This is a genomic window from Perlabentimonas gracilis (assembly GCF_011174675.1).
Taxonomy (GTDB): domain Bacteria; phylum Bacteroidota; class Bacteroidia; order Bacteroidales; family Tenuifilaceae; genus Perlabentimonas; species Perlabentimonas gracilis.
Window position 1 is genome coordinate 144,581 of the sequence record NZ_JAANIG010000005.1, and the last position, 13,764, is coordinate 158,344.

Annotated in this window: 8 protein-coding genes; all 8 read left to right on the forward strand. The window is 44.8% G+C overall.

Annotation, left to right across the window (positions count from 1 at the left end; genetic code table 11):
* Positions 1-135 precede the first annotated feature (135 nt).
* The 8 genes from G8O23_RS04025 to G8O23_RS04060 all read left to right on the forward strand — a co-directional run bounded on the left by G8O23_RS04025 (position 136) and on the right by G8O23_RS04060 (position 13,392).
* Positions 136-1,152: a LacI family DNA-binding transcriptional regulator gene (locus G8O23_RS04025; protein WP_166362012.1), complete on the forward strand. Its 1,017-nt coding sequence runs from the start codon at positions 136-138 to the stop codon at positions 1,150-1,152.
* A gap of 336 nt (positions 1,153-1,488) precedes the next feature.
* Entirely contained in the window at positions 1,489-3,282 is a 1,794-nt protein-coding gene (locus G8O23_RS17390) for an MFS transporter (RefSeq protein ID WP_235942243.1), read from the forward strand.
* Positions 3,283-3,336: 54 nt separating this feature from the next.
* The gene (locus G8O23_RS04035) at positions 3,337-5,646 is read left to right on the forward strand and encodes a glycoside hydrolase family 65 protein (protein WP_166362014.1); all 2,310 of its coding nucleotides are present in this window, start codon (positions 3,337-3,339) and stop codon (positions 5,644-5,646) included.
* 107 nt (positions 5,647-5,753) lie between these two features.
* Positions 5,754-7,523, forward strand: coding sequence for an SLC13 family permease (locus tag G8O23_RS04040; protein ID WP_166362016.1), 1,770 nt, complete (start codon positions 5,754-5,756; stop codon positions 7,521-7,523).
* A 19-nt stretch (positions 7,524-7,542) separates the two neighbouring features.
* On the forward strand, positions 7,543-7,872 hold the full coding sequence (locus tag G8O23_RS04045; RefSeq protein WP_166362018.1) for a YidH family protein: 330 nt from the start codon (positions 7,543-7,545) through the stop codon (positions 7,870-7,872).
* Positions 7,873-7,898: 26 nt separating this feature from the next.
* A complete protein-coding gene (gene fbaA / locus G8O23_RS04050; protein ID WP_166362020.1) occupies positions 7,899-8,963 on the forward strand; it encodes a class II fructose-bisphosphate aldolase in 1,065 nt (354 codons plus the stop codon).
* Positions 8,964-9,027: 64 nt separating this feature from the next.
* Positions 9,028-10,869 carry a glycoside hydrolase family 13 protein gene (locus G8O23_RS04055; protein WP_166362022.1) on the forward strand — a complete coding sequence of 614 codons (1,842 nt, stop codon included), beginning with the start codon at positions 9,028-9,030 and terminating at the stop codon, positions 10,867-10,869.
* A 150-nt stretch (positions 10,870-11,019) separates the two neighbouring features.
* Positions 11,020-13,392 carry an alpha-amylase family glycosyl hydrolase gene (locus G8O23_RS04060; RefSeq protein WP_166362024.1) on the forward strand — a complete coding sequence of 791 codons (2,373 nt, stop codon included), beginning with the start codon at positions 11,020-11,022 and terminating at the stop codon, positions 13,390-13,392.
* Positions 13,393-13,764 lie beyond the last annotated feature (372 nt).

Genomic DNA, 13,764 nt, shown 5'->3' on the forward strand with positions numbered 1-13,764 from the left:
GAAATTTAAACGAATGTTTAGGTTGATTTTTGTGTTTATTGAACAACAATTGACACAAAAACTTTGTTCATTGTGGCTTTATGGCTATATTTGGTTGGGTTAAAATATCAAAATGACCATAACTAATTTTACGATATGAAATCACCGAATGTAACCATCAAAGATATTGCTAGGCTGCTGGGTATTAGTCCATCCACAGTTTCTAGAGCGCTTAAGGATCACCCAGATATCAGTCAGGCCACCAAGGATCAGGTTAATAAGCTCGCCGCAGAGATGAACTATCGACCAAATCCGATAGCACTTAGCCTTAGAAATAGGCGGAGCAATGTGATTGGTGTGGTAATTCCTGAGATTGTACACTTCTTTTTCTCATCGGTAATTAGTGGAATTAATAAGGTGGCAAACGAGCATGGTTTTAGCGTAATGGTTAGCCAGTCGAGTGAGGATTTTGAGAAGGAGGTTGAGGTATGCGAAACTTTTCGTCATAGTATAATCGATGGACTGCTGATTTCAGTGTCGAAGCACACCACCGAATATGAGCATCTACGAAGGCTCGATGAGGAGGGCATACCCGTAGTGTTTTTCGATAGGATGATTGAGGAGTTTAACGCCGACAGGGTGCTGATAAACGATTACGAAGGGGCTTTTGAGGCTACCCAATATTTAATAGTGGAGGGCCGTAGAAGAATAATGCATTTTGCTGGGCCCCAAAGCCGATTAATTGGAAAGAATAGGCTTAAGGGATACCTTGAAGCCCACAGGAAAAATGGGGTGGTAATTGATGAGTCGCTTGTAATTAATTGCGATAATTTTGAGAGTGCCTTGGTGCAAACCCAAAGAATAATTGACGAAGGCGTTAAGTTTGATGCCATTTTTACTGTCAATGATTTTACGGCTGCAGGTGTGGTTAAAACCCTAGTGAAAAATGGGATTAAAGTGCCCGAAGATGTTTCGGTTATTGGGTTTGGAAATGATTACATGGCCGAAATGATAGAGCCGACGCTAACCACAGTTTGTCAACCTGGATTTACTATGGGCGAAAAGGCCATGCAAATGCTAATCAACCGGATTAACAGCGAGAAAACTCTTGAGCCAAAGACAGAAGTGCTGCCAACGAAACTTATTATTAGAAATACAACCAAGAAAAGGTGATTATACCATTGTATATATAGTAACATTTTCTACAGAGAGTTTTCTCAAGAATTTTAAGGCCTAGTTTATACTATTGTGTGGGGTGATTCATTGTGATGAATCGCCTTTTTTTTGTTTTATCACAAAAAAATATTAAAAATTATCGCCCCATCGTAAACGATTGAAATAGCGTTTTGGTCGATAATTGGCTAGCGGTTAGAAGTTTCAACGCTTCGAAATATTTGCAGGGAAACAATTTTCGTCCTATATTTGACTGGCTACATTTTACCCCTTCCAAAATCTTTCCAATTCCTGGAAAAGATATTTCTGTGCATATAACTATAATATTATATCGTGATGACAAAGCGACCTCGTTTATCATTTTGGCAGATATGGAATATGAGTTTTGGATTCCTAGGTATCCAGTTTGGATATGCTCTGCAAAACGCCAATGTTAGCCGAATTTTCGAGACTCTTGGCGCTAATATCGATGCCATTCCAATTCTTTGGATTGCTGCTCCAGTCACAGGACTAATTATTCAGCCCATCATTGGCCATATGAGTGATAACACATGGGGCCGGCTTGGTAGGAGGAGACCCTTCTTTTTAATAGGAGCCATTTTAGCATCGGCTGCTTTAATATTTATGCCTAACTCACCCGTTCTATGGGGTGCTGCTGGAATGCTCTGGATTCTAGATGCATCAATAAATGTATCGATGGAACCTTTTAGAGCTTTTGTGGGCGATATGCTCCCCAGCGAGCAGCGCACTAAGGGCTTCGCTATGCAAAGTTTCTTTATTGGAACAGGTGCTGTAATTGCATCGGCACTACCTTACATTTTAACCGAGTGGGTTGGTGTGGCTAACACCGCCCCCGAGGGGCAAGTGCCTCCATCGGTTAAATGGTCATTCTACCTAGGGGCTATAGCCTTCTTTGGTGCTGTAATTTGGACTGTTTTTAAAACCAAAGAGTACTCTCCCGAGGAGCTTAAATCTTTCGAAGAGGCAGAACAGGCTGAGGTTCGTGAAAAAACAGGGACGGACTCCATATTGAAGCATGAGGAGTTACCCTCGAATATATTCTTTAAGCATAGCTTTATTTGGCTTATCGTTGGTCTTCTACTTTCGTTTGGTGTTTGGTATTTTAACCTCGACCCCAAATTGTATATTGTTACCGTTGGCATAGTTGTATTTGGTGTAATTCAGCTAATAGTAGCATTACTAAAAAAGTCGGGCAAGAACAAAGGTGGCCTTGTGGTGGTTATAAACGACCTGTTTAATATGCCCAAAACAATGGGCCAGCTGGCCGTGGTTCAGTTTTTCAGCTGGTTTGCTCTTTTTGCCATGTGGATTTACACCACTGCAGGTGTTACCAGCCATATCTATGATATGAAGATAAGCCAAGGGGAGTTTAATCAGCTTAAGATTGAGCAGGAGAGGCTTACCGAAACTGCCGCATCATCTGACTTTAGATTTACTGTTTTCGAAGAGGAACTCGAAAAAATTGAACAACATTTTGCCAAAGGCAAAACTGAAGTTGCTGTCCCTCTCCGAATGGTAAACCTTTTCCTCAGAGAAGGGGCTAAAGCCGAGTCGAGTGATGAGATACGATACGAAAACGTTTATCAGATAGATGAGTCGCTGTTCAATCGGTTCATCGTAATTCTGAGGGAGTATAATACTGGTGCAAACTGGGTAGGTATTTGCTTTGCAACTTACAATGGATTTGCTGCCATTATGGCTTTTCTACTGGTGATTATTGCCAAGTACACTAGCCGTAAGTTAACCCACTCCATTTCGTTGGTTGCTGGCGGTATAGGGCTTGTATCTATCTACTTTGTAACCAACCCAACAATGCTACTTGTTTCAATGTTGGGCGTTGGTCTGGCTTGGGCGAGCATCCTGTCTATGCCCTACGCAATTCTTGCTGGCTCACTACCGTCAAATAAGATGGGAACCTATATGGGCATCTTCAACTTCTTTATTGTAATTCCCCAAATACTTGCGGCTAGTATCCTTGGCTTCTTTGTTGGAACTGTTTTCAGTGGTCAGGCTATCTACTCCTTAATACTTGGTGGAGCCGCGATGATTATTGCTGCAGTTTCGGTAATGTTTGTAACCGATAAAGATGACATTGCTGCCCACAGCTAAGGGGAGCACTACTTAATTTTGATTTTTAAATAGCGAAAACAAAACACATATTATATGAATCCATACTTAAAGCACGATGAGTGGTGCATTATTGAGGAGGGGTTTAATCCTGAGAATACTCGTGCATCTGAAAGTATTTTTAGCATCGGCAATGGTGCCATGGGCCAACGAGCCAATTTCGAAGAGCAATATAGTGGCTCAACTCTCCCCGGCAGCTATGTGGCAGGAGTATACTATCCCGATAAAACCCGTGTAGGCTGGTGGAAGAATGGTTACCCCGAGTACTTTGCTAAAGTTATTAACTCAACCAACTGGATTGGTATTGATGTCGATATTAATGGGGAACCGCTAGATCTTGCTCAGTGCAACGTTGATGAATTCCGCCGTGTGCTCAACATGAAGGAAGGTTACCTTGAGCGTACTTTCATTTGTGAGATGCCATCGGGGGTGAAGGTTGCCGTGTCGGCAAAACGGTTCTTAAGCATTGTTAATTCTGAGCTCGGAGCCATTCGATACTCCATTAAGCCCCTTACGGCCAATGCCGATATTGTTCTTAAACCCTACCTCGATGCTGATGTTAGCAACGAGGACTCGAACTACGGCGAAAAGTTTTGGGATGAGGTAGAGCAGAAAGCCACCGATAATGAGGCTTTTATTGTTACCAAAACCAAGAAGCTCGATTTTCAGGTTGGCCATGCCATGCGATACAACGTGTATCTCGATAACGAGAGGCAAAACATAAGCCCCGAAATTGTTAGCCGAGAAAAATATGTTGGTTCAAAGGTAACTGTTGGTGCAAAAGCTGGCCAAGAGGTTACTGTTTATAAGTACGGTGCAGTAATCTCAAGCCTAAACCACGCTAAGGATACATTCCCAAAAGCGATGGCTAGCTTGCTCGATCAAGCTATATCTAAGGGCTTTGATGAGATGCTGAACGATCAGGCCTTGGCCTGGGCCGATGTGTGGGCACATAGTGATATTACCATCGAGGGTGATGTGGCAGCACAGCAGGCCATTCGTTTCAATATCTTCCAGCTAAGCCAAACCTATACGGGTAAGGATGAGAGGCTAAATATTGGCCCCAAAGGATTTACCGGCGAGAAGTACGGTGGTTCTACCTACTGGGATACTGAGGCTTACTGTCTGCCCTTCTATATGATTACCCATGGACAAAAGGTTGCTCGTCAGCTATTGCTATACAGGTATAAGCAGCTTGGTAAAGCTATCGAGAATGCTGAAAAGTTAGGCTTCTCGGATGGGGCTGCTCTTTTCCCAATGGTAACAATGAATGGTGAGGAGTGCCACAACGAGTGGGAAATTACCTTCGAGGAGATTCACCGAAATGGAGCCATAGCATTTGCCGTTTACAACTATGTGCGCTATACTGGCGACAAGAGCTACCTGGCCAATTTTGGCCTTGAACTCCTAATTGCCATTGCACGTTTCTGGGCGCAAAGGGTTAACTTCTCACAGGAGAAAGGTAAGTACGTTATGCTTGGCGTTACCGGGCCAAATGAGTACGAGAACAATATCAACAACAACTGGTACACCAACCTAATTGCCACTTGGTGTATGGAGTATGCCGATGAGGTGGCTGCGTACGTTAAGCAAACCGAACCCGAGAAGTATAATGCCTTAGCTCAAAAAATTTCATTCGACGAAGGCAAAGAGCTGTCGAAGTGGAAAGATATTCGTGACAATATGTTCTTCCCTGAGGATGAGAAGTTAGGCATATTCCTTCAGCAGGAGGGGTATATGGATAAGGAGCAAATACTTGTTAAGGATCTCGACCCCAAGCAACGACCCATTAACCAAAAATGGAGTTGGGATCGCATTCTTCGTTCTTGCTTTATCAAGCAGGCCGATGTGTTGCAAGGATTATACTTCTTAGAGGATAGGTTCGATTTGGATACTATACGCCGTAACTTCGAGTTCTACGAGGCGCGTACGGTGCACGAGTCTTCCCTTTCGCCTTGTGTACACTCCGTGCAGGCAGCTCTTATAGGTAATATCCATAAAGCTTACGAGCTATACCTACGCACCTCTCGTCTCGATTTGGACGACTACAACCACGAGGTGAAGGAGGGGTTACACATTACCAGTATGGCTGGCACCTGGATATCGATTGTAGAGGGCTTTGGCGGAATGCGAGTGAGGGATAATAAGCTGGTATTTAATCCGCTAATCCCAGAGCAATGGAAGTCGTATAGCTTCAAGGTGTGGTTCAGAGAGAATGTGCTTAAGGTTAATGTGAATGGTAAAGCTATAACCATTACAAACGAAGAAGGGCCTTCAATTACAGTTACAGTATTTGGCAAGGATCAAGTTATTGCGTCCAGCTCATCGGAGCAAATTACTAAGTAGAAATTTGATTCTTCTCGAATTGCCAAAATTAAGAGGTCCTCAAATGTTGAGGATCTCTTAATCTTGTGTAACTTTGATATTCATCTCACCTTATTACTCAATAGGGAATGGAGCATATCTATGTTTTTGCCACGTTAATAGTTGTTCTTGGGCTATTTGTCTGGGGACGAGTAAGGCACGATTTTGTTGCTCTTATAGCCCTATTCGTACTAATTGTATTTGGATTAATTCCCGCTGAGGACGCATTTGCCGGTTTTGGACACCCTGCTGTGATTACCGTTGCAGCGGTTTTAATTATTGGTAAAGCGCTTGAGTACTCCGGGCTAATCGATATTTTGGGTAGTTGGGTTACCAAGGTGGGCAATAGCCTTACGCTACAAATTCTCACCCTTTCGGTTTTGGTGGCAGTTGCATCGGCCTTTATGAATAATGTGGGCGCTTTAGCCATACTCATGCCCGTTGCCCTGCATATTGCCAGGAAAAGTGGAAATCCGCCCTCGTATCTGCTTATGCCCATAGCTTTCGCTTCGTTGCTTGGAGGGATGACAACGCTTATAGGTACTCCACCCAATATTATTATTGCCACTTTTCGAGCTGAGGAGATGGGTGAGCCTTTTGGTATGTTCAGCTTCTCACCTGTGGGCGTGGGGTTAACCCTGGTTGGTCTTATCTTCATTGTTATTGTAGGATGGAGACTTCTACCCAAGCGCGCTGCTAAAAAATCGGAGTCGAAAAGTTTTGAAATCGACGATTATATCACCGAGGTAAGGGTTGCTAAAGAGTCGAAGCCCTTGGGCAAAAGCATTGCAGAGCTAGAGAAGATTTCTAAGGCTGATGTGCAGATACTGGGGTTGGTAAGGCAAAACAAGCGTATGCATGCCCCCGATGAGGACGAAGTGCTACTTGAGAATGATATTATAATTATCGAGGGCGATACTGATGCCATTAAATCATTTATTGATGATTCGGAGCTTGTTCTTGTTGGAGGTAAAAAATTCCGTATGGATGCTGTGGGGTCCAAGAATATTGCAATAAATGAAGCCATTGTCATGGCCGACTCGCCACTCATTGGACAAACCACATCGGCAATGCGTATGCGTACTCGGTACGGAGTAAACCTACTGGCGGTTGCCCGTAGGGGCGACCAAATACACAGAAGGCTGGACCATATAGTTTTTAGGGTGGGCGATGTGCTTATGCTGCAAGGGCGTGCTCACCTTCTCGACGATACCATAAAATCGATGGGATGTCTACCCTTGGCTCGCCGTAGTTTACGTATTGGGTACGAGAAAAAAATTGCCCTTAGCCTTAGCCTATTTATCACATCCATAGTGCTGGTAATTACTGGGCTCTTGCCTGTGCACGTCTCATTTATGCTGGCGGCTGTGGGGATGGTTCTAACCGGTGTGCTACCTGTCAAAAACATGTATACAAGCATCGATTGGCCTGTGATAATCCTTTTGGGGGCTATGCTGCCTGTGGGTGAGGCGCTCGAATCCTCTGGAGGGGCTGCCATCATTGCAAATCACATATTGTCTTTATCACAGCTAATTCCCGCTTGGGCAACCATCGGTATTCTGCTAACGGTAACTATGTTGTTATCCAACGTTATCAACAATGCTGCAACCGTAGTGCTAATGGCTCCAATAGGTATAGCTATTGCCAAGGGTATGGGGCATAGTATCGACCCTTTTCTCATGGCCATTGCAGTTGGTGCATCGGCGGCATTTTTAACGCCCATTGGGCATCAGTCCAACACCCTGGTGATGGGCCCTGGAGGCTACAAGTTTGCCGATTATTTTAGGATGGGGCTTCCCATTTCCATCCTTGTTGTTGCCGTGACTGTGCCTTTAATTATGTATTTTTGGCCTTTGTAAATATTTAATCGGAAAAGCGATGTTAAGACGGCCCAGCTTTTTTAAACACATCTTTAGCCCAAAGGAAGAGATAATCCTTAGAGATTACCTTGCCCTTGAACGAACAAAGCTGGCTAATGAGCGCACGTTGCTAGCGTATTCACGCACATCGGTATATATGTTGCTTGGTGGTATCGCCTTTTTGCAGCTAAAGGATTTCATGGCCATTCGATGGATAGGTTACGTAACCATAGGGCTTAGCGTAATATTGGCAGTTTTTGGATTAATCCGTTTTCTACAGATTAGAATTCGTTTAGACAGATACTACCAAAAGACCTATAACGCCGATACTGATAACGAATTGACTTAATAACTTACAACTAATATTATATTATTATGAAAAGATTCCCTGCAGGTGTACTTACCGGAAAACAAGTACAAGAGGTTTTTGCAATTGCAAAAGCCGAGGGTTGGGCAATACCAGCCGTTAACGTAACCGGAACGGATACTATCAACTCCGTTCTAGAAACCGCACGTGAAGTTGGATCCCCTGTAATTATACAGTTCTCAAATGGAGGAGCCTCGTTCTATGCAGGCAAGGGGCTTTCAAATGATGGGCAGAATTCAGCAATACTTGGAGCAATTTCAGGTGCCAAGCACGTTCACCTAATGGCCGAGGCGTATGGCGTTCCCGTTATTATGCATACCGACCACGCCGCCAAAAAGCTACTACCTTGGATTGATGGCCTTTTAGATGCTGGCGAAAAGCACTTTGCCGAAACCGGCAAACCCCTTTACAGCTCCCACATGCTAGACCTTTCAGAAGAATCTCTGGAAGAAAATATAGAGATTTCGGCCAAATATCTTAAGCGGATGGCCAAAATTGGAATGACCCTGGAGATTGAGCTAGGTGTTACCGGAGGAGAGGAGGATGGCGTTGATAATACCGATGTTGATACCTCGAAGCTTTACACTCAGCCCGAGGAGGTTGCCTATGCGTATGAGCAGCTAATGAAGGTAAGCCCCAATTTTACCATTGCCGCTTCGTTTGGCAATGTGCATGGCGTTTACAAGCCCGGTAATGTTGTGCTAAGCCCCGAGATTTTAAGAGATTCTCAGGATTTTATCGAGAAGAAATTCGGAACCGACCCCAAGCCTGTTAGCTTCGTATTCCACGGCGGAAGTGGCTCGGAGAAGGAGAAGATTGAGGAGGCCATTGGCTATGGCGTTATCAAGATGAACCTCGACACCGATTTGCAGTGGGCATTCTGGGATGGGATACGTAAATACTACATTGATAAGGAGGGATATCTACAGGCACAGATTGGTAACCCCGATGGCGACGATAAGCCCAACAAGAAGTACTACGATCCCCGTGTATGGCTGCGTAAAGGTGAGGAGAGCATCATTACACGTTTAAAAGTTTCTTTTGAAGATTTGAACTGCATTAATAGAGGTTAAGCTACTAATAATGCCCCTTTGGAGTGCCTAACTGTACCCAAGGGGGCTTTTTATTTTTATTGCTATGAGAAATTTATTTGTTGTTGTTTTTTTAATTGCTGCTATGTCAATATCCAACGCGCAAAGCTTAAGCAGAGTTGAACCACCCAACTGGTGGGTGGGGATGTTGCATAACGAGATTCAGCTGCTTGTTTACGGAAAGGACATTGCACTAACAGAGGTTAGCTTCGAGTATCCAGGTGTTAGGTTAATTAGCATCGAACGGGTACAAAATCCCAACTACTTATTTATAAACCTTGCTATTGCCGATGATACCAAGCCCGGTAGTTTTGATATCAACTTTAGGATATCGAAACGAAAAACGCTAACCTACACATACAGGTTGGATGAGCGCCGTGAGGGTTCTGCTCAGCGCAAGGGGTTTGATGCTTCCGATGTGGTGTATCTGCTTTTCCCAGATAGGTTTGCCAATGGCGATCCTAGTAACGACAGCTACGAGGGAATGGCCGACAAGTTCGATCGTGAGGATCTGTATGCTCGCCATGGGGGCGATTTGCAGGGTGTCATTAATCATCTCGATTATTTGAATGAGCTGGGAATGACCGCCATTTGGCTTAATCCCGTGTTGGAGAGCAAGCAACCCTGGCAATCGTATCACCACTACGCCATTACCGATTTTTATAATGTTGATAGGCGGTTTGGTAGCAATGAGCTGTATAGGCAAATGGTTGAGGAGGCGCATAGCAAGGATATAAAGATTATTAAGGATATGATCTTTAACCACTCGGGAAGCAAGCATTGGTTTATTGAGGATTTACCCATGGATGATTGGGTAAACCAGTGGCCAGAATTTACCCGCACCAACTATCGTATTCCTGCCGTTTTCGATCCCCATGCCTCCGAAGCAGATAAAAAGTTGATGAGCGATGGGTGGTTCGATACCCATATGCCCGATTTAAATCAGCGCAACCCTTACCTTGCTAAGTATTTTATCCAAAACAGCATTTGGTGGGTAGAGTATGCCAATCTTGATGGCATCAGGATGGATACCCATCCGTACCCCGATAAGGAGTTTATGGCCCATTGGACCAGATCCGTAATGGAGGAGTACCCAAATTTCAATATTGTTGCCGAAACTTGGGTTAACTACCCCGCTTGGGTTGCCTACTGGCAAACTGGGGCGTTAAACCGCGATGGCTTCGACTCGGGAATTCCCACCGTTATGGACTTTCCGCTTTGCTACGCAATAAATAGCGCATTCGACGAGGAGGAGAGTTGGGACAGAGGGCTGCATCGTCTTTATGAGATATTGGCCCACGACTATCTTTTTGCCGACCTAAACAACATCTTTATTTTCCCCGATAACCATGACCTTTCCCGCTTTATGAAGCATAAGGATATGGCCATTGGGCGTTACAAGCTGGGTATGGCTTTCTTGCTGACCACACGCGGAATTCCTCAACTTTATTACGGTACAGAAATTCTTATGGATGGCGACGATGCCAATGGGCATGGTGTACTCCGAAAAGAGTTTCCCGGTGGGTGGCCCGACCATAAACGCTCTGCATTTACTGCCGAAGGCAGAACCAAAAAGGAGAACGAGGCGTGGGACTATATGAGCACGTTGCTCAACTGGCGCAAAACAGCTACTGCTATTCATAACGGAAGATTGGTGCAGTTCCTACCCGAAAATGAGGTTTATGTTTACTTCCGACAGAACGAGGAGCAAACGGTTATGGTTATTCTGCACAACGGCTATCAACCCAAGGTGCTAAAAACCGAACGGTTTAATGAGATACTCTCTGGTTTTACCAGCGGAAAAGATATTATTACTGGCAAGGAGTTGAACGATATGGGTAAGATTCAGCTCTCACCTCGTTCAGCAATGGTAATTGAATTAAAGTAGCATTTTAAATTGGAAATTGGAACGCTGATCTTGCGAATTCTCACGAAATATAGATCTGCGATAATCTGATAAAACCTGCCCACAGCAGGCGGGTCTGCGTCACTTGTACTGAGCAAAGTCGAAGTATCAGCGTTCTGAAAAATCGAAACTATGAAAAGATTACTACTAATTTCCATCACTTTCCTGCTAGCATCGTGCGGAGCAAGGGAAATTATTCCTCACTACGCCAAAAAATCGGAGATTCATGGCTTAGCTTCGGTTGTGCAACTTACTGGCGAGTCGTCTGAAGTAATCCTTGAGGACTACTTTCTTGATGTATCGCAAATCGACTCAGTGGTTGCGCCAAGCAACTTCGATGTGCTAATGGCTGTGGATAAGAAAACCGTTAAACTAGTTTCACAAAACGAAAGCATTCCACAGCTTTCCGAGCTAAAGGTGTGGGCTAATGGCGCATGCTACTCGCTGCTTATGCTCAAGAGCCGTAAGCAATCCGTGGACTTTATTTATCAGCCTAAGGGCAAACAACCCAAATCGGTACAGCTTGCCGGGCAGATTAACGATTGGAATCCAAGCAAAACCAACCTCGAGAAGGTTGATGGGGTTTGGAAAATCACGCTGCAGCTAAATCCGGGTAAGTACCACTATCAAGTGGTGGTTGATGGAAACTGGATTCTCGATCCGGCCAACCCCGAGATTGAGGATAACAATATTGGCGGACAAAACTCGGTGCTAAGGGTAGGGGAGAGCAACCCCAATTTGCTGCCTTTTATTTATGCCAAGGATACAAAAGTTGAGAAGATATACCTTGGATTTGAGAATAAGGTGGATGAGCTGTTTGTTGCTTGGGAAAACTATCGCCTCGACGAGAATTTTGTGACGATAGACAAAGATGGTGCTACCATCACCATTCCTGCCAATGCCAATGGGCTCAAACGATCGCATATCAGGGTGTGGGCTTACAACGCCGAGGGCGAATCGAACGACTTGCTTATTCCCCTTGAGGGGCGTCGTGCCGTAACATCCACAGCACAGCTGAATCGCTCCGACCTGCATACGCAGGTTATGTACTCGCTGATGATTGACCGTTTCCACAATGCCAATCCCGATAACGATAAGCCTGTTGATGATCCCGAAATTCATCCCAAGGCTAACTACTATGGTGGCGATATTGCCGGGATAACCGAGAAGATTACCGATGGCTATTTCGATGAATTGGGCATAAATACCATTTGGGTTTCGCCCATCACCCAGAACCCGCTTGGTGCCTACGGTTTATATCCCGAGCCTCGCACAAAGTTCTCGGGTTACCACGGGTATTGGCCAATATCATCATCGAAGGTCGATTTTAGGTTTGGTACATCCGATGAGGTTCACCAGATGCTGGCCGAGGCCCATAAGCGCGATATCAACATAATACTCGATTACGTGGCCAATCACGTGCATCAGGAGCATCCGCTTTACCAAAAGCACCCCGACTGGGCAACCGAGCTATACCTGCCCGATGGCACGCTGAACACCGAGAAGTGGGACGAGCACCGCCTTACCACCTGGTTCGACACGTTTATGCCCACGCTCGACTTGGAACGCCCCGAGGTGTTCGAGCCCATGACCGACTCGGCTCTTTTCTGGGTTACCCAGTACAAGTTCGATGGTTTTCGCCACGATGCCACCAAGCATATCCCCGAGGTTTTCTGGCGCACGCTTACCCGTAAAATCAAGGAGAACGTTGAGTCCAATCGCACCATTTATCAGATTGGTGAGACTTACGGTAGCCACGAGCTAATATCGAGCTATATTGGTAGCGGAATGCTCAATGGCCAGTTCGATTTCAATGTTTTCGATGCTGCAACAGCAACCTTTGGTCGTACCGATGTTCCTTTTACCAATCTGCATAGCAAGTTGGTAGAGGGTTTTAGCTACTACGGTTGGAACAATTTGATGGGCATTATCACCGGAAATCACGATAAGGGGCGATTTATCTCCTACGCAGGAGGTGCGCTCTCTTTCGACGAGGATGCAAAGCATGCGGGATGGAATAGAGAAATAGGAGTGGGTGACCCTGTGGGTTACAAGAAGCTACAGATGCTAAATGCGTTTAACCTAACCATACCGGGTGTTCCCACCATCTATCAGGGCGATGAGTTTGGCCAGCCCGGGGGTAACGATCCCGATAACCGCAAGATGATGCAGTTTGACGATTTGAACCCACAGGAGCAGCAAACCATTGAGGTTACCAAGACGCTAACCAACCTGCGACGTTCCAATATGGCGCTGAACTACGGAACCTTTGAGCCCGTGCTGGTGAACGATAAGGTGTATGCCTACGCCCGAACATTCATAGGCAATGTGGTGCTTATTGTATTCAATAACTCCAATACTACCGCTGACATTGAAATGGAGCTACCTGCTCGATTTGCTAAGTTAAGCTTTAGCAATAATTTCGATAATGAGTTTTCTAAAAGCGGAGAGAGCCTGAGCGTAAAGTTAGATGGTTTCTCGTTTGAGGTATTTACTGCAAATTAGGGATTCATTTTAGCGTCATTGCGAGCGAGGTACGAGCGAAGCAATCTACTTATATAGAATGGAGAAGATTACTTTACTCAGCACTGCTTGCAAGGCAGGTTCGCAATGACGCTACTTTTTTGCTTATTGTTTTGTATAGTATACTACTTAGGGCTTGCTGAGTAAGACATAAACATCTGATTCCCTAATAATTGAACAACATATTTACTCTGTCAAGTGCAAGGAAATTCGAGCGTTTCTGCTAAAACCCTTGCACCTGTATACTGGGGCGTTGCCCAGTCATGTTCGGAAAACTAACATCTATCTGTGATTTGGGCTAATTTTAGGTTTGTTTTTTTGTTATTTATTAAGGTGTTATTTTTGGATTTTAAG

What these genes read in the sequence shown, in the direction of transcription:
- G8O23_RS04040 (WP_166362016.1), top strand. Translation starts at nt 5,754, where the DNA reads ATGGAGCATATCTATGTTTTTGCCACGTTAATAGTTGTTCTTGGGCTA.
- G8O23_RS04035 (WP_166362014.1), top strand. Translation starts at nt 3,337, where the DNA reads ATGAATCCATACTTAAAGCACGATGAGTGGTGCATTATTGAGGAGGGG.
- G8O23_RS04045 (WP_166362018.1), top strand. Translation starts at nt 7,543, where the DNA reads ATGTTAAGACGGCCCAGCTTTTTTAAACACATCTTTAGCCCAAAGGAA.
- G8O23_RS04060 (WP_166362024.1), top strand. Translation starts at nt 11,020, where the DNA reads ATGAAAAGATTACTACTAATTTCCATCACTTTCCTGCTAGCATCGTGC.
- fbaA (WP_166362020.1), top strand. Translation starts at nt 7,899, where the DNA reads ATGAAAAGATTCCCTGCAGGTGTACTTACCGGAAAACAAGTACAAGAG.
- G8O23_RS04055 (WP_166362022.1), top strand. Translation starts at nt 9,028, where the DNA reads ATGAGAAATTTATTTGTTGTTGTTTTTTTAATTGCTGCTATGTCAATA.
- G8O23_RS04025 (WP_166362012.1), top strand. Translation starts at nt 136, where the DNA reads ATGAAATCACCGAATGTAACCATCAAAGATATTGCTAGGCTGCTGGGT.
- G8O23_RS17390 (WP_235942243.1), top strand. Translation starts at nt 1,489, where the DNA reads ATGACAAAGCGACCTCGTTTATCATTTTGGCAGATATGGAATATGAGT.